This is a genomic window from Flavonifractor sp. AGMB03687, from assembly GCF_017811815.1.
Taxonomy (GTDB): domain Bacteria; phylum Bacillota; class Clostridia; order Oscillospirales; family Oscillospiraceae; genus Flavonifractor.
On sequence record NZ_JADKZI010000003.1, the window covers coordinates 89,653 to 106,709 of the forward strand.

Sequence of the window (17,057 nt, forward strand, 5' to 3'; positions counted from 1 at the left end):
ATCCTCAGGCGGCTCAGATGCCGTCCTTCAGGCGCAGGATGTACATACCGTCGTGCCAGGTATCCATGTAGATATAGCCGCGGTCGTCCACCACGCAGTCCTCGGTGGTGGCGATCATGGGGCCGGGCACGGGCACGTCAAAGAGCAGCTTCTCCGGGTTGGGCGGGATGAAGTAGGCCAGCTCCTTGATGTAGTAGGGGTCGGACACATCAAAGACCCGCATACCGGCGTGGAAGTAGCAGCAGTACACCTTGTTGGGGTCGTCCTGCAGCCAGCTCTTGCCCATGGGCTCGTGGATGTTGTGGGGGCCGAAGGGGCCGGGGGCGCCGATGCCGCAGTCATTGAAGTTGGGATAGGGGAAGTTCTCGGGCACCTCGGGATAAGGGAACTCGGCCACCAGGGTGGGATCGGCGGGATCGGACACGTCGATCATGTGCAGGTTGTTCATGGGCTGGGCACCCTTGTGGACACCGTTGAGGATCTTGTCCTTGGTGAAGAAGGGGAAGCGCTCGCCCTCGTTGGTGAGTACGGCGAAGTTCCGGCCGGTGAGGCGCATGTAGGTGTGGCACTGAGCGCCGTCGAACTTGCCGGCAAAGGGAGGCTGCACCATCAGCTGGGAGATCAGCTTGGGACGGGTGGGATCAGAGATGTTCAGGATAATACCGCCGCCGCCGAAGTAGCCCATGTACAGCTGGTCGGGATGATCGGGGCAGATGTTGCAGGCGTGGCACATGCCCCAGAACTTCTCGGCATCATGGCCCACGGCGTAGGTGCCCTCCACCATGCCGTCCTTGAACTGCTTGGGCAGCCACCAGCGGCCGGCCTCCACGGGGTTGCGGGGATCGGAGATGTCCAGGATACGGACGATGAAGCCCACGAAGCCCGGGCACTCGGCGGGCATGTACACATACTTGCCGCCGTTGTAGGCAAAGCGGTGGACGCCCATGCCGTTGGGCACGCCGGTATCCCAGTGGGAGAGCAGCTCGGGATGGAGGGGGTCCTTCTTCAGATCATAGATCTGCAGGCCGCCCAGAGCAGGATCGCCGGGCTTGATGCCGTGGAGGAAGGTCACGCCGCCGCCCAGAGCCACGATGAGCAGGCCGTCGGCCACCTGGACCTTGGGGGTGGACTGGGCGAAGTAGATGTTGGGGTCGCTGACGTAGACGATGCCGGCCACCACAGGGTTGGCGGGATCGGTGACGTCCACGATGTTGACGCCGTTGCCCTTGAAGGAGCCGCAGTACATGTAGTACTTGCCGTCGTCGGTCTTATAGAGGGCCATCTGGAAGGCGTTGATGCCGTTCAGGTCGGAAAAGCCCACGACCTCCATGTTCTTGATGTAGCCCTGATTGTTCGGGCTCTTGGCGTAAAAAGGTACGGACAATAGAAAGACCTCCTTCAAGATTAAGGAACACCTTAACCTTGATAATGTTTATGGCAATTAAGGGATTGTATAATCAGATAATTGTCATAGTTTCATCTTAAGGATATAAACACCATCATGGAATGTATCCATATAGATATATCCTCTATCATCTACGACACAATCCTCTGCTGTTCCCAACAGGGGCCCGGGCCGAGGAACATCAAACAGCGGTTTCTCTGGATTTGGAGGAATAAAGTAAGCAATTTCCTTGATGTAATACGGATCTGATACGTCATATACTCGCATCCCCGCATGAAAATAACAGCAATATACTCGATTGGGGTCATCCTCAAGCCAAGGCTTATCCATAGGCTCATGCAGATTATGAGGTCCAAACGGTCCCTGGCACCCAAGTCCACAATCATTAAAATTGGGATATGGAAAATCTTTTGGCACCTCGGGATACGGAAACTCAGCAATTAGAGTGGGATCTGATGGATCAGATACATCAATCATATGGAGGTTGTTCATAGGTTGAGCTCCACCATTTTTTGTGTCTTGCTTTTTATCAAAGCTCTCCTTGCTGAAACTCATAAACCGGTCTCCCTCGTTAGTAAGAACAGCTAATCCACGTCCTTTCAACGGGAGAAACGTATGACAGCGAGCACCTGCCCGCTTGCCAGAAAAGGGGGGTTGGGTGTGAATCTCACCCAGTAGCTTGGGGCGTGTTACATCCTTCATATCCAGTAAGACACCGCCCCCTGCCCAGTAGCCACAATAGGCAATTCCATCCTGCACATAGGCCGGTCCATGAAGATGAGGCCAATCTTTCTCATCCATATGGCCCACAGGATAGGTCCCCGCTACCTGACCATCTGCATACTGCTCTGGCTTCCACCATCGTCCAATTTCTTTAGGGTTTCTTGGATCAGAAATATCCAAAATACGAAGAATTTCTGCGATATACCCCGGACAATCTGCAGTCAGATACAGATAAGGTCCACCATTATACATAAAGCGGTGAACTCCCATTCCCCCTTCATAACCGGTCTCCCAGTGAGAGAGGAGTTCTGGATGGAGCGGATCTTTGAGGCTATATATGTTAATTCCGCTAATATTTTTATCTTCCCATTTCACACCATGCAGATAGGGAATCCCTCCACCCAGAGCAGCAACCATTAAATCGTCTGCGATCTGAATTTTGGGTACGCTCTGTTTTTTGTAGATATTTACGTCGCAAACCTCAAAATAATCCTTCCACTCAGGCTTATAGGGGTCCGTGACATCCAAAATGGTGATACCTGCTCCCTTAAATGATCCACAGTACAAATAGTACCAGCCTTCTTTTGTCTTGTGGAGCGCCATCTGAAATGCCATAACCTGATTTAAGCCATGATAACCAACCACTTCCATATTCTTTATGTAACCTTGGTTCTCAGCGCTTTTCGCGTAAAAGGGAATCGCCAATTGGAATACCTCCTCTACAAAATTTTTGTCGCATATCTGCTTTTTTTGTGCTCATTGCTCAATTAGACTATAACAATCTTCTATGAAATCTATATGGAACTAAAGTGAAATCTGGATGCTCCTTTTGTGAAAATTAGGTGAACGCATATAAAAAAGGAGTACTTCCGCAGCAACGCTGCGAAAATACTCCTTTTCCCCAAGCATTCACTTCTCCTGTTTCACAGGTGTATCTTCTTCAAACACAAAAAGGACGTAATCCTTAATCTTCTCTCCATCTTTCCAATAAAATGTGCTCTGGATACCCTGCACCTCCGGAGAATTATAGAACCATTGGGCCACCTGTTCCCGCTGGACGGTTTGGTTATTCCCGTTTCCGGTAATATTAAGTTCCTCACAGCACTGCTTCAATGCCATAATGGCATCATACAAATCTACTACAATGGTATTCAACGGAATCGCTCCCCCGTGCTCTTCTTGGTATACTAGAGACAACTCCGCCCACTGGCTACTCTCTTCATATGGGTTGAACTTACTCCAGATATAAGTCCCATCCAAATTATCTCCCGCTAGGTCAATCATGTCTTGGGTAAATCCGGTAAAGGACGAGATAATCCTCCGACCCTCTTCCACTCCTCGCTGGCGCAGCTGGAGCAGGATGTTAGCGTACCCATTATCATCAAGTAAAGACAGATATCCTTCTGGCTTTCGATTCAAAGCCTGAATAGCCGCCTGCATATATTGGCGCTGATTAGAGTCCATAGGCACGTCCACCACCTCCAGCACTTCAATGCCCAGCTGGGGCAGGTACTCCTGGAGCGCCGCCGCGCTCTCCTGCTTGGAGGAGTCCGCCTGATCGCTGAAAATCACGATGGAGTGTATGTCGGGGTTGCACGCCGCCCAGGCGGTGACCCCGGCAATCTCCCCCTTGACGGACTGGCTCATATAGGCCGCCCCGTAGGGAGCCGCCTGCTCCAGAGCACCCTGAAAGGAGTAGGTGCCGATATCCAGCAGCCCATACTGGGCCACGTCCTCGGCCACCGCGGCAGTCTCCGGCGCGTTCACTGGTCCCAGTACACAGAGCAGCTGGGACTGGACGTCCTCCAGAAGCCGTTGGGCGCTGTCCGGCGAGGAGCCGGTGTCCGCCACAATGAGCCGCACCGGCGTTCCGTTGATGCCACCGGTCTGGTTGATTTGATCCACCGCATATTGGGCCGTCCAGGCCGCATCGGTACCCACGTACTGATAACTGCCCGTCATGGAGCTGAGGAGCACCAGGGGAAGGCAGCCCTCCTCCTTGGCCTGCCTGACCTGCTGCTCCAGTTCGCTCTCCCGAGAGAGTGCCCCGTACACAAACAGAGAGGCCAGGGCCGCCACAAAGGCCACGATCCCTACAATCACCCAGATTTTGTTCTTCTTAGGTTGCTTCATGCTCAGCCTCCCGCAGTCGGAACCAGATGGTGGTTCCCTCCCCCACCTGGCTTACAACACCATGGGGCGCATCGTGGAGCAGCAGGATCTGGTGGACAATGTTCAGGCCCATACCTGCACCCACCTTGTCCCTGCAGTAGGGCTCCACCTGGTAATAGCGCTCCCAGATCAGGTTCTGCTTGTCCTGGGCGATACCGATCCCATAGTCGGTCACCGAGATCTCGGCCGTCTTCTCGCCCTCCACCCGGCAGATGGACAGCAGCACCCGCTGTTCCTCTCCGCAGAACTTCACCGCGTTGTTCAGCAGGTTCTGCAGCACCCGGCAGATGAGCGTCTGGTCGGCCATCACCTGTATGTCCTCTTTGCACTGCAATTCAAAGGTAAATCCGGCCAGCTTGGGCTGAATGCGGAACTCCTCCAGCACCGTTTCGGCGGTCTTTTGGATGGAAAAGGCCGCCGGATGAAGGGTGAGGGTCCCCGACTGCAGCTTGGTCAGCTCCACCACCGTATTCATCAGGGCGGTCAGGCGGTCAGTTTCCTGCAAAATAATCCGCAGGTGCTCCTCCCGCTTCTCCGGAATCTCGCCGGAATAGGAGAGCAGCAGCTCCGCATAGGCCTGAATGGCCGCCACCGGGGTCTTCATGTCGTGGTTGATGTTGGCAATAAAGTCCCGCTGGAGGGTCTCGGTTTCCTGCAGCTGGTCCCTGGCTCTGGCCAGGCTGTTGGACAGCTGCACGATCTCCAGGGGACCCTCCTCCGGAAAATCCACCTGCAGATCTCCGTCCGCCAGGTCCAGGGCCTTCCGGTTCAAGGCACGGATGGGTCTGAGGTAGGATTTGGCCTGAAACATGGCCAGCAGGGCGGCGATCATCACCACCAGCACAATGACTACCGCCACCAGCTGGAGGAGTACCGTGGTCAGGGCGTCGATGTTGGCCATGCTCTTGCTGACCACCAGCACCTGCCGGTTTCCTCCAAAGCTGGCCAACACCACCGCCCACACCGCCCATTGGGTGTTGTGGGCGGTATCAGGCACATAGTAGAAGAGGTAGCCGTCAGACTGGTCTAGCTGCTGAAAGAGGTCCTGAGGCACCAGGTCCTCCTGCTGGGGTTCGGACCGGTCTCCCTGGTTGTCCAGGGAGAGCAGAGGTGTCTGGCCGCCCTCCTCCACTACCTGGGCAAACAGGCCGTTGGTCTTGCACAGGGCCCCGAAGGTGGTCTCGGCATCTTCCTGAATGAAGCGCTCCGTCATGTTCCACACGCTCTGCTCCAGGCTGTCCAGCTCCCGGCTCCGGTACTGATTGCGCATAAAGCCCAGCAAAATGATCCAGGTGAGGGCAATGATAACCAGGGCAAACACCATGAAGTTAATCCACAGGCTGGTGGACATTTTCCACAGCCGCCCTGTTCTGGCTGCCAGCGCGAGTTCCAGTTTCTGCGTCTTCTTCATGGCTCAGTCCGTCTCAAATTTGTAGCCCGCGCCCCGGAGGGTCACAAGGAACCGGCGGTACTCCCCCAGATCGTGGCGCAGCATTTTGATGTGGGCGTCCACGGTACGGTCGTCTCCTCCATAGTCGTACCCCCACACCCGTTCCAGCAACGCCTCCCGGGAGAACACCCGGTTGCGGTTCTGAGCCAGGAAAAAGAGCAGGTCGTACTCCTTGGGCCGCAGTTCCACCCGCTGTCCGTCCACCAGCACCCGCCGGGCGGGCAGATTGAGCTCCAGCCCGTCAAAGCGCAGGACCTCCTCCCCGCCGGGCTGGGGCGCGGCGGCGGGCTGATGCCGGCTGATGATCACATTGACCCGGGCCATCAGTTCCTTCAGAGAGAAGGGCTTGACCACATAGTCGTCGATCCCTAGCTGGAAGCCGTACAGCTTGTCGTACTCCTGATCCTTGGAGGAGAGGATGAGCACCGGGATGTCCCGGATCTTTTTGATCTCCTGGTAGGCGGTAAAGCCGTCCAGCCTGGGCATCATAACGTCCATGATGATGATATCAAAATCCTGGGTCTTGCACAGATTCAGCGCCTCTATGCCGTCCCCGGCCTCCACAACCTGGTAGCCCTGAAATTCCGCAAATTCCCGAATGGCTGTGCGCAGGTTAACCTCGTCGTCTGCCAGCAGGATCTTCGCCGTTCCAAAACCGCCTCCCATCCAAATCTGGTCATTTTGTTTTTTATGATAGCATTCCCCCATCAAAAAGGCAATGCCGACCCCAAAACAGCCGCCCATCCCCTAAAGAGGATGGGCGGCTGTACCTTTATTCTGTCTGCCGTTTCACTAAATAGCACTCCTGCTCTCCCCGCAGGAAGCCCTGCTCCAGCAGATCGTGGAGCTCATCGGTCAAAATGCCCGGCACCACATTGGTATACTCCAGACCGCCGCCGGTGCGGAAGGGGCAGTGGTAATTGCCTCCCTCCCCCGGCTCCATCCGCTGGGTACGTCCCTGGCTGGAGCCGTTGTGGTCGGTCTGTACCGTGGCCATGGTGGCGGGATTGAGCAGCAGCAGACGGGTGATCAGCTCCCGCACCGTAGGCACCGCCCCGCTCTCCGTCAGTTCCGCCAGCAGCTGCAGCTTCAAGGGGGACCAGAAGGGCTCCCGCATGGCCTCGCACACCACCAGGTGGACCCCCTCCCGGCCCGCTCGGCTGACGCAGTCGTCATACCAGGCCGCCGTGCTCTGGGCCAGTTCTCCGTCCCCCTCTTCCTCCTGGAACAGGGCATGGAGCATCTCAGGCAGCGAGGGCCATGGCTCCTGCCCCAGGTCTTGGTAGAGCTGCAGCAGCTGCCGGTAGCAGCCGGTGTAGTAGTCCCGGTAGGGCTGGTCCAGCTTTTGAAAGAGCTCCTCTCCGCAGCCCGGCCGTTCCTCCTCGCACAGGGCCAGGAAGAGCATGGCGCCCAGAGCCGGGGCGATCTCCTGCCCTGCTCCATAGCTGTTGCACAGGGCGGCCGAGAGAAAGTCCACCGCCAGATTGAACAGCCGCCCGGGGGAGAGGCCCAGCTTATGGCTGCCCATAAGCTGGGTCAGCGCCGTGGAAGCCAGCTTCCGGACCAGATTCCACTCGGTGGCCGGATAGATGGAGATGAGCCGCGGCGGCTGCTCCCCCTCCCGGCGGTAGGTAAAGGTATACTTCTCCCATCGGCTGCCGTGGAGCTTGTCCGGCACCAGAAGAGAGTGGTTCTCCGTCCAGGCGGAAAAGCGGCCGCAGTCCTCCAGAGTATAGCGGGTCACCAGCTGGGGCAGGGCCAGGGAGGCCTCCAGAATGCGGGTCTTTTTCCAGCTCCGGATAGCCTCGGTCTCTATGCCGCTGACCTCGGAGATGTAGGGGACAGGAAGATCGTGGAGCAGCGCCCGGTCCACCGCGTTTCCCAGAGCAAAGCTGCACAGGGCAGTGTGGTCCAGTCCGGGATAGGCCCCGGCCATGTCCCGCAGGGCCTGAGGCCGTCTGCCCTTTGGGTGCCACAGCTCCACTGTCAGCGGGCGGCCCCACAGGCGCAGGTCGTGGATGTACACAGCCTCCCATGCCGCTTTTTTCCGCCGGCCCCCGCCCTGCCACTCAAATACCGCCCGGAAGCGGTCGGCAAACTCGTAGCAGCAGGCGGGTTTTCGTCCCGCCATCTCCTCATAGCAGGGGCAGCTGCTCCGGCAAAGTTCCTCCCGGGCCTCATCCTGCTCCCGTCCCAGGTGGATCAGTTTGGCGGGCAGCTTCTCATAGGGCTCCAGGCAGCGCTGCCGTACCCCGTTATAGTCAGGCTCCTGCCCAGGCTCCACTTGAGCATACTCAAAACGGGGACAGAGAAACAGCCTGCCCTCCCCGCTGCCCGGCGCGGCCCAGGAGTAGGGGTCCCCTTGCATCTCAAACAGGCCCACATTCCTGCGCTCCGCCGGGGGCAGCAGGCTCCACCGGTCATAGGCCATGGCCCGGCTTTGACTGCAGTATCCCGCTCCCCCGGGCTTTTCATCCTTTCTCGCCATACACTCTCCAGCCTTTCCGCCGCCTACGGTCCTTTTCCTCCATTGTACGCACAAACCGCTTCCCGGGCAAGCAGAAGTTTACTCCTTCATGCGGTACAGCCGGCAGGGCCGGCCGCCGGTATCGTAGTTGACAATGCTGAAGGCCTCCCCCCGCTCCACCAGATAGTTGGCGTAGCGGCGCACCGTCACCACCGACAGATTGGTCTGGCGGGAAATGGCCTCACTGGGCAGGCCCTGCTCCGGCGCGGCATGGAGGCACTCCCGGATGCGCTGCAGGGTGCTCTCCTGCAGGCCCTTGGGCACGGCGTGCTCCCCCGTTTCCGGCGGGGCAAACAGCTTGTCCAGCTCCCCCTGGGTCACCGCCTGCCCGGTAACCGCCTCCCGGTGCCGGCAAAAGGTGTCCAGGGCCTGCTGGAAGCGTTCAAAGGTGAAGGGCTTGACCAGATAGTCCACCACGCCCATCTTCAGCAGCTGGTCCACGGTGGCCACATCGTTGGCAGCGGTGACCATGATAGCATCCACCGCCACAGCCCGCTCCCGGAGGGCCCGGAGCAACTCCACCCCGGTGAACAGCGGCATGTATACGTCCAGCACCACCAGGTCCGCCGGGTTCTGGCACAGCCACTCCAGGGCGGAGCGGCCGTCCTGGAAGGTTTGAACCACCCGAAAGCGGGTATCCTTTTCGGTGAAGGTACGGTCCAGCAGAGAGACCATGGGATCGTCCTCCACGATCACAACACGATACATGCCAATCACTCCTTGTCCGCCGGGGCATCCTCCCGGCAAAAGCTAAGGAAGAACGACGTGCCCACGCCGCTCTCCGATTCCACCCGGATCTCTCCGTGGTAGGCCTCCACCACCTCATGGACCAGGGACAGTCCGGTGCCCCGGCTGCGTCCCTTGGTGGACACCCCGCGCTGGAACATGGTCCGGCGCAGCTGGGGGGAAATGCCCGGTCCGGTATCCTCCACGCAGAGCAGCAGACTGTCCTCCCCCTCCCGGATGCTCACCGAGATCTCCTTGGTGGTACAGCGGGACTGGTTAAGTACCTCAATGGCGTTTTCGATCAGATTGCCCAGGATGGTCACATAGGCCTCCGGCGGCAGCCAGGGGCTCTCCTCGCTGAGGGTGCTCTCCCGGTCCAGCCGCAGCCGGATGCCCAGCTCGTTGGCCCGGCTGGTCTTGCCCACCAGCAGCGCCGCCACCGAGGGCTGGCGGATCTGGCTCATGATGCGGCTCACCGCCTCCCGCTGGGTGCGGGTGGTGTCCATGATATACTGCTGGGCCTTGTCCGGCTCGCCGATCTGGAGCAGGCCCAAAATCACGTGGAGCTTGTTCATAAATTCATGGGTGTAGGCCCGCATGGCCTCCACCATATGCTGCACTCCCGTCAGGTCGTCCGCCATGCGGGTGAGCTCAGTACGGTTGCGGAAAATGCTCACCGCGCCGGTCAGCGTTCCGTTTTGATAGAGGGGCAGGCGGTCGGCCAGCACCCGGATATCCTTCAGCGACTGCATGCTGACATTATACTCTGCCTGACCGGTGCGCAGCACCCGGTCCAGGGTGGAACGGGGATAGACCTCATGCAGCGGATGGCCCAGGGCGGTCTTCCGGTCCATGGAGAGCATCTCCGCCGCAGCGGCATTGAGGTAGATCACCTTCTCTTCCCCATCGATAGCCAGGATACCCTCCTCCAGCGCATCCAGAATATCCTCCCGCTGGTGGAACTGCCGGGCGAAGGCGTCTGGCTCATAGCCGTTCAGGGAGCGTTTGATACTGCGGGACAGCTGCATGGCCAGCAGGCTGCCAAGCACCGCCGCCACCACGCCCACTGCCAGCAGCCGCAGGGCGGTACCCAGCCCCACCATGGCCATACTGCGGAAGTAGACGCCCACAATAACAAAGCCGATGACCGCTCCATCCTCATCCCGCACGGGGGCATAGGCGGAGTGGTCCGAGCCCATGGGGCCGGTCTCATTAAAGGTATAGGGGGCAGCTCCCGCCAGGGCGCCGGCCTGGGCGGTACCCGAGTAGGGCGTGCCGATCAGGCTCCGGTCGGGCACATAGAGCAGAGTGGACTGGGTGTCCCCCACCAGGATCAGGTCGATGTCCGATGTACGCTCCGTGGTCTCATCCAGATAGTCGGCCAGCTCCTCCGCCGTACATGTCCCCTGCAGGGCCTCCCGAAGCATGGGTACCCGGGAGAGGATGGAGGCGGAGTTGAGCAGATTGTTGTCCAGAGCCCGCTGCTCACTGCGCAGGGTGAAATAGAGGGTACCTGCCAGAGAGAGGGCAATGGACACGATAACAACAATCAGATTCATCCGCATCAGCCGGGCGCGGATGGAAGTCGGGGCCTGTGTGGGCATGAAGATCCGCCTCCTTTGCTATCAGTATAGGAAAAACCGCAGGTCCTGTCAAACGCGCCCACCCGTTCCCCTCAGGCTCTCTGCGCCCAATATACTGTTACACTTTCTTTTCGGTAAGCTGTAAAAAGGTGGATTTCTGTCAATTTTCAATACTTTTTTTACTTTCAAAAGACTTACGAAAAATTTGCTTCGGTAGTAAGATAGCCCCTGCGAAAACGAGGTGATGTGTTTGGAGGCATTCAAGGAATCCCTGGTGGAAGAGCTGGGGAACCGCACCGCGTTCACGATCCCGCTGTTCGGAGGTATTCCGGTGGCGGATTCCGTCGTGGTGACGTGGATCGTCATGGTGGCGCTGCTGGTGGCGGCGCTGCTGCTGACCCGGAACCTGAGCGTTCGCAATCCGGGTAAGGTGCAGATCGCCCTGGAGAGCGCCGTGCAGTTCCTCAACGGCTTCGTCAAGACCAACATCGGTGCCCACTGGCGGCCCTTCGCTCCCTGGCTGGGAACGGTGGCGCTGTACATCGGCTTTGCCAATATCATCGGCATCTTTGGTCTGACGCCCCCCACGAAGGACATCAGCGTGACCACGGCGCTGGCTCTGATGAGCATGCTGCTCATCTACGGCGCACAGTTCCGGTACAACGGGTTGCTTGGCGGACTGAAAAAATTCGCCGCACCCATGCCGCTGCTGCTGCCCATCAACCTGATGGAGGTTATCATCCGGCCCCTGGCGCTGTGTATGCGTCTGTTCGGCAATGTGCTGGGCGCCTTCATCATCATGGAGATGCTCAAGTTCGTAGCCCCGGTGATCCTGCCGGCGGTGTTCAGCATCTACTTCGACCTGTTTGACGGGTTGATCCAAATGGTCGTCTTTGTGTTCCTGACCACGCTGTTCACCGGCGAGGGCATCAAAGAGGAAGAGTAATCCAAAAAACATTTGATTGACTGGAGGAAATTATCATGTCTATGGCTATCATTGCTGCTGCTGTCGCAGTCTTCACCGGCATCGGCGCCGGTATCGGCATCGGTTTCGCCACCGGCAAGGCCAGCGAGGCCATTGCCCGTCAGCCCGAGGCTTCCGGCAAGATCAACAGTGCCCTGCTGCTGGGCTGTGCTCTGGCAGAAGGTACCGCCATCTTCGGCTTCATCACCGCTCTGCTCATCATCTTCGTCGGTTAAAGGGGGCGTCCCCAATGCTGGAGTTCCATCTTTCCACCATTCTCTTTACCATCGTCAACCTGCTGGTGCTCTTCCTGCTGATGAAGAAGTTCCTCTTCGCCCGGGTCAATGCCGTGCTGGAGCAGCGGGCTGCCCTGGTCAAGCAGGAGATCTCCTCTGCCGAGGACAACAACCGCCAGGCTCAGGAGCTGAAGGCCCAGTATGAGGGCAAGCTGACCGACGCCCGGCACGAGGCTGCCAAGATCGTAGCCGAGGCCCAGAACCGGGCCCAGCGGGTGTACGAGGGCAAGATGGCCGAGGCCGAGACCGACGCCAAGCGGCTGCGCAGCGAGGCGGAGGCCCAGATCCTCACCGAGCGGGACGCCATGCTGCGGGGCGCCCGCAATGAGGTGGCCTCCCTGGCCCTGCTGGCCGCCGCCAAGGTGGCCCAGCGGTCCATGGACAGCGACGACGACAAGGCCCTGGTAGATACATTCCTGTCGGAAGTGGGTGAGCAGGCATGAACGAGCTGGCTCGCCGCTATGCGGAGGCGCTCTACCAGGTCTCGCCCAATGAGGAGGCCCTGCGCACCACCGCCCAGGCGCTGATGGAGGACGCCGCTCTGTGGGAGTCCCTCCGCTCTCCCGCCATCCAGGCCTGGGAGAAGGAGCGGGTGCTGGCCCGACTGCCCCAGCTGGACGGCCACGGCCTGCTACTGCGCTTCTACTGCCTGCTGGCCCGGAAGGGCCGCATGGCCCTTCTGCCCGACATTCTGGAGGCCTTTCATGACAAGGCCCTGGCCCAGCGCGGGGCGGCCCGCTGCCGCCTGACCTGCGTCCGTGCCCCCGGCGCGGAGGAGCTGGAGAAGCTGAAAAAGGCCCTGTGCCGGCTCCATCACAAGCAGGACGTGGTCTTTGACGTGCATACCGACCCAGCTTTGCTGGGCGGCTTCACGCTGGAGATCGAAGGCGTGACCTATGACAAGAGCGTCCGCGGGGCGCTGGCCGGCCTGACCCGGCAACTGGAAGAGAGGCGAATGGCATGAAAACCAAACCCGAAGAGATCGTCTCCATCCTGCGGGAGGAGATTCAAGCATATGATACCCGCGTCCGGCGGGACGAGACCGGCACCGTGCTGGAGGTTGGCGACGGCATCGCCACCGTTTACGGTCTGGACAAGGCGGTGTACGGCGAGCTGGTGGAGCTGGACACCGGCGTGAAGGGCATGGTCATGAACCTGGCCCGGGACAGCGTGGGCGTGGTTCTGCTGGGCAGCGACGCCGGCGTCCGGGAGGGCACCGTGGTGCGCCGCACCGGTCATCCCGCCGATGTGCCCGTGGGCGACGGCCTGGTGGGCCGCGTGGTGGACGTGCTGGGCCAGCCCATCGACGGTCTGGGCCCCATCAACGCCACTGAGACCCGTCCCATCGAGCATGAGGCCAGCAGCGTAGTCAGCCGTGAGCCCGTCAACGTGCCCCTGCAGACCGGCATTCTGGCCATCGACGCCATGGTGCCCATCGGCCGTGGCCAGCGTGAGCTCATCATCGGCGACCGGCAGACCGGCAAGACCGCCATTGCCGTGGATGCCATCCTGAACCAGAAGGGCCAGGACGTGATCTGCATCTACGTGGCCATCGGCCAGAAGGCCTCCACCGTGGCCCGCATCCAGGACACCCTGAAGAAGCACGGCGCCATGGATTACTCCATCATCGTGTCCTCAACCGCCAGTGAGTCCGCCCCCCTGCAGTACATCGCCCCCTACTCCGGCGCCGCCATGGGCGAGTACTTCATGAGTAAGGGCAAGGATGTGCTCATCGTCTACGACGATCTGAGCAAGCACGCGGTGGCTTACCGTACCCTGTCTCTGCTGCTCAAGCGGTCCCCCGGCCGTGAGGCCTACCCCGGCGACGTGTTCTACCTGCACTCCCGTCTGCTGGAGCGTGCCTGCCGCCTTACCAAGGAGTACGGCGGCGGCTCCATGACCGCTCTGCCCATCATCGAGACCCAGGCCGGCGACGTGTCGGCCTACATCCCCACCAACGTCATTTCCATCACCGACGGCCAGATCTATCTGGAAAACGACCTGTTCTTCTCCGGCCAGCGCCCCGCCGTCAACGTGGGCCTGTCGGTGTCCCGTGTGGGCGGCTCCGCCCAGACCCGGGCCATCAAGAAGACCGCCGGTACCCTGCGTATTGATCTGGCCCGGTTCCGGGAGCTGGAGGTGTTCACCCAGTTCGCCTCCGATCTGGACCCCGCCACTCAGCAGGCCCTGGACCACGGCCGCCGTCTGCTGGAGCTGCTCAAGCAGCCCCTGTACCACCCCATGCCGGTGAGCCGCCAGGCTATGATCCTCTACGTGGCCACCAACGGTCTGGTGGACGACGTGCCGCTGGACAAGGTCCGCTCCTTCGTGCTGGACTTCGCCCAGGAGATGGAGCAGGAGCACGCCGATGTGGTGGATGAGATCGAATCCACCGGAAACCTCAGCGGTCCCGCCATCGAGACCATTCGCTCGGTGCTGGAGGACGCCAAGAAGCGGGTGAGTGCCACATGGCAAGCATAAAGGAGATCCGTACCCACATCAAGAGCGTGGAGCAGACCCTGAAGATCACCAACGCCATGTATCTCATCTCCTCCTCCAACCTGCGGAAGGCCCGCAAGCAGCTCACCGATGTGGAACCCTACTTCATGAAGATCGAGGCTACCATCTCCGACATCCTGCACCACTCCCCGGAGATCAGCCACGTCTTCTTTGACAAGCGCCCCGGCGTGCAGCCGGAGGACCGCAAGATCGGCTACATCGTCATCACCGGCGACAAGGGTCTGGCCGGTGCCTACAACCACAACATTCTAAAGCTGGCCGAGCAGAAGATGAGCCAGAGCGCCCACACCAGCCTGTTTGTGGTGGGCCAGGTGGGCCGCTCTTACTTTCAGGAGCACGGGGTGCCCATCGACGTGGAGTTCCTCTACACTGCCCAGGACCCCAACATGGGCCGTGCCCGGGACATGGCCGAGCTGATGATCGACCTCTATCTGGAGGAACAGCTGGACGAGGTCTACATCATCTTCACCAAGATGGTCAACTCCTTCCAGATGGAGCCCACCATTCACAAGCTGCTCCCCCTGGATCCCGATGTGTTTCCGGAGTACGATAAGAATCGGGATACCTACAACCGGGACGTGGCCTATGTGCCCTCCGTCAAGGCGGTCATGGACCGTCTGGTCCCCGGTTACGTCAAGGGCGACATCTTCGGCGCGCTGGTGGAATCCTACTGCTCCGAGCAGAATTCCCGCATGACCGCCATGAAGTCCTCCAGCGACAACGCCCGGGCCATGCTGCAGACCCTGAATCTGTCCTACAACCGGGCCCGGCAGGCCGCTATCACCCAGGAGATCACCGAGGTGGTGGGCGGCGCTCAGGCCGCTCTATGAGCGCCATTTTAACGTAAGTGTATGAACGCCCGAAAGGGGATTGCAATATGAACGAAAACAAAGGAACCATCGTACAGGTCATGGGACCTGTGGTAGACGTGGCCTTCCAGGGTGGCGCCCTGCCCGAGATCAAGGAAGCCCTTGAGGTCGAGCTGGGCGGCAAGCGCCAGGTAATGGAGGTGGCCCAGCACGTGGGCGGCGACACCGTGCGCTGCATCATGCTCTCCCCCAGCGAGGGTCTGGGCCGGGGCATGGAGGTAACCGCCACCGGCGCTCCCATCTCCGTGCCTGTGGGCGAGGGCGTACTGGGCCGTATGTTCAACGTCCTGGGCGACGCCATCGACGAGAAGGGTCCCGTGAAGGCCCCGGAGAAGTGGTCCATCCACCGTCAGCCCCCCGCCTTCGAGAACCAGCGCCCTGTGGTGGACATCTTCGAGACCGGCATCAAGGTTATCGACCTGCTGGCCCCCTACGCCAAGGGCGGCAAGATCGGCCTGTTCGGCGGCGCCGGCGTGGGCAAGACCGTGCTCATCCAGGAGCTGATCCACAACATCGCCACCGAGCACGGCGGCTACTCCATCTTCACCGGCGTGGGCGAACGTACCCGCGAGGGCAACGACCTGTGGCGCGAGATGACCGAGTCCGGCGTCATTGAGAAGACCGCCCTGGTCTTCGGTCAGATGAACGAGCCCCCCGGAGCCCGTATGCGCGTAGCCCTCACCGGCCTGACCATGGCCGAGTACTTCCGGGACCAGGAAAAGCAGAACGTGCTGCTCTTCATCGACAACATCTTCCGTTACGTCCAGGCCGGCTCCGAGGTATCCGCCCTCATGGGCCGCATGCCCTCCGCCGTGGGCTATCAGCCCACCCTGGCCAACGAGCTGGGCGCCCTGCAGGAGCGTATCACCTCCACCAAGGACGGCTCCATCACCTCCGTGCAGGCGGTCTACGTCCCCGCCGACGACCTGACCGACCCCGCTCCCGCCACCACCTTTGCCCACCTGGACGCCACCACCGTCCTCTCCCGTAAGATCGTGGAGCAGGGCATCTACCCCGCCGTGGACCCCCTGGAGTCCACCTCCCGCATTCTGGAGCCCGATGTGGTGGGTGAGCGCCACTACAAGATCGCCCGCAGCACCCAGGAGCTGCTGCAGCGCTATCGTGAGCTCCAAGACATCATCGCCATTCTGGGCATGGAGGAGCTGAGCGAGGAGGACCGCCGCACCGTGGAGCGGGCCCGCCGCATCCAGCAGTTCTTCTCCCAGCCCTTCTCGGTAGCTGAGCAGTTTACCGGCCTGGAGGGCCGCTATGTGAAGCTGGAGGACACCCTTCGCTCCTTCGAGACCATCCTGGGCGGCGAGCTGGACAAATATCCCGAAGCTGCCTTCAGCAACGTGGGCAACGTGGACGAAGTCATCGCCAAAGCCAAGAAGATGGAGGCGGTGTAAATGGCCGAGACCAGCACCTTCTACCTGGAGATCATCACCCCCGAGCGCCAGTTTTACATCGGTCCCGCCGAGGCCCTGGTGCTCCCCGCTGTGGATGGTGAAATGGGGATCTATCCCGGCCATGAGCCGGTGGTCACTGCCATCGAGCCCGGCGAGCTGCGCTACAAGGTGGATGGCAAGTGGGAGCCCGCCGCGGTGGGCTCCGGCTTTGCCGAGATCAAGCCGGATTACGTGATCCTGCTGGTGGGCTTTGCCGAACACCCCGAGGAGATCGACGAGAAACGGGCCGAGGCTGCCAAAAAGCGGGCCGAGGAACGCCTGCGTCAGAAGCAGAGCATCCACGAGTACTACCACTCCAAGGCCGCCCTGGCCCGGGCCATGGCCCGCCTCAAAACCCGCCGTTAATCCTAAGA

Annotated in this window: 16 protein-coding genes; 8 read left to right on the forward strand and 8 right to left on the reverse strand. The window is 60.3% G+C overall.

Going from position 1 to position 17,057, the window contains the following annotated elements:
- Positions 1–13: 13 nt before the first annotated feature.
- The 8 genes from J9789_RS06815 to J9789_RS06850 form a co-directional block, all read right to left on the reverse strand.
- On the reverse strand, positions 14–1,384 hold the full coding sequence (locus tag J9789_RS06815; protein ID WP_209343905.1) for a hypothetical protein: 1,371 nt from the start codon (positions 1,382–1,384) through the stop codon (positions 14–16).
- Positions 1,385–1,468: 84 nt separating this feature from the next.
- Positions 1,469–2,833 (reverse strand): hypothetical protein, encoded by a 1,365-nt coding sequence (locus J9789_RS06820; RefSeq protein ID WP_209343907.1) that lies wholly within the window; start codon positions 2,831–2,833, stop codon positions 1,469–1,471.
- Between the two features lie 204 nt (positions 2,834–3,037).
- On the reverse strand, positions 3,038–4,261 hold the full coding sequence (locus J9789_RS06825; protein ID WP_209343909.1) for an ABC transporter substrate-binding protein: 1,224 nt from the start codon (positions 4,259–4,261) through the stop codon (positions 3,038–3,040).
- Positions 4,248–5,711, reverse strand: a complete 1,464-nt coding sequence (locus tag J9789_RS06830; protein ID WP_209343911.1) for a HAMP domain-containing sensor histidine kinase — start codon at positions 5,709–5,711, stop codon at positions 4,248–4,250. Before J9789_RS06830 ends, J9789_RS06825 begins: the two co-directional genes overlap by 14 nt.
- A gap of 3 nt (positions 5,712–5,714) precedes the next feature.
- Complete coding sequence (locus tag J9789_RS06835; RefSeq protein ID WP_209343912.1) at positions 5,715–6,416, reverse strand: response regulator transcription factor; 702 nt, start codon at positions 6,414–6,416, stop codon at positions 5,715–5,717.
- Between the two features lie 106 nt (positions 6,417–6,522).
- The gene (locus tag J9789_RS06840) at positions 6,523–8,238 is read right to left on the reverse strand and encodes a hypothetical protein (RefSeq protein ID WP_209343914.1); all 1,716 of its coding nucleotides are present in this window, start codon (positions 8,236–8,238) and stop codon (positions 6,523–6,525) included.
- Between the two features lie 78 nt (positions 8,239–8,316).
- Complete coding sequence (locus J9789_RS06845; RefSeq protein ID WP_209343916.1) at positions 8,317–8,985, reverse strand: response regulator; 669 nt, start codon at positions 8,983–8,985, stop codon at positions 8,317–8,319.
- Positions 8,986–8,990: 5 nt separating this feature from the next.
- The gene (locus J9789_RS06850) at positions 8,991–10,607 is read right to left on the reverse strand and encodes a sensor histidine kinase (protein ID WP_209343918.1); all 1,617 of its coding nucleotides are present in this window, start codon (positions 10,605–10,607) and stop codon (positions 8,991–8,993) included.
- Positions 10,608–10,830: 223 nt separating this feature from the next.
- On the opposite strand from J9789_RS06850, the gene J9789_RS06855 reads away from it, so the two are divergent.
- Genes J9789_RS06855 through atpC form a run of 8 tightly spaced genes read left to right on the forward strand, consistent with a single transcriptional unit; the run spans position 10,831 to position 17,049 of the window.
- Positions 10,831–11,532, forward strand: coding sequence for a F0F1 ATP synthase subunit A (locus J9789_RS06855; protein WP_209343919.1), 702 nt, complete (start codon positions 10,831–10,833; stop codon positions 11,530–11,532).
- A gap of 35 nt (positions 11,533–11,567) precedes the next feature.
- Complete coding sequence (atpE, locus tag J9789_RS06860) at positions 11,568–11,786, forward strand: ATP synthase F0 subunit C (RefSeq protein ID WP_207754525.1); 219 nt, start codon at positions 11,568–11,570, stop codon at positions 11,784–11,786.
- Between the two features lie 14 nt (positions 11,787–11,800).
- On the forward strand, positions 11,801–12,289 hold the full coding sequence (gene atpF, locus J9789_RS06865) for a F0F1 ATP synthase subunit B (protein WP_209343922.1): 489 nt from the start codon (positions 11,801–11,803) through the stop codon (positions 12,287–12,289).
- Positions 12,286–12,810 (forward strand): ATP synthase F1 subunit delta, encoded by a 525-nt coding sequence (gene atpH, locus J9789_RS06870; RefSeq protein WP_209343923.1) that lies wholly within the window; start codon positions 12,286–12,288, stop codon positions 12,808–12,810. The genes atpF and atpH overlap by 4 nt, the downstream gene beginning before the upstream one ends.
- On the forward strand, positions 12,807–14,327 hold the full coding sequence (gene atpA / locus J9789_RS06875; RefSeq protein ID WP_209343925.1) for a F0F1 ATP synthase subunit alpha: 1,521 nt from the start codon (positions 12,807–12,809) through the stop codon (positions 14,325–14,327). Before atpH ends, atpA begins: the two co-directional genes overlap by 4 nt.
- Positions 14,315–15,196, forward strand: coding sequence for an ATP synthase F1 subunit gamma (gene atpG, locus J9789_RS06880; protein ID WP_209343926.1), 882 nt, complete (start codon positions 14,315–14,317; stop codon positions 15,194–15,196). Before atpA ends, atpG begins: the two co-directional genes overlap by 13 nt.
- A gap of 47 nt (positions 15,197–15,243) precedes the next feature.
- Entirely contained in the window at positions 15,244–16,644 is a 1,401-nt protein-coding gene (gene atpD / locus J9789_RS06885) for a F0F1 ATP synthase subunit beta (RefSeq protein WP_209343928.1), read from the forward strand.
- A complete protein-coding gene (gene atpC / locus J9789_RS06890; protein WP_209343930.1) occupies positions 16,645–17,049 on the forward strand; it encodes an ATP synthase F1 subunit epsilon in 405 nt (134 codons plus the stop codon).
- Positions 17,050–17,057 lie beyond the last annotated feature (8 nt).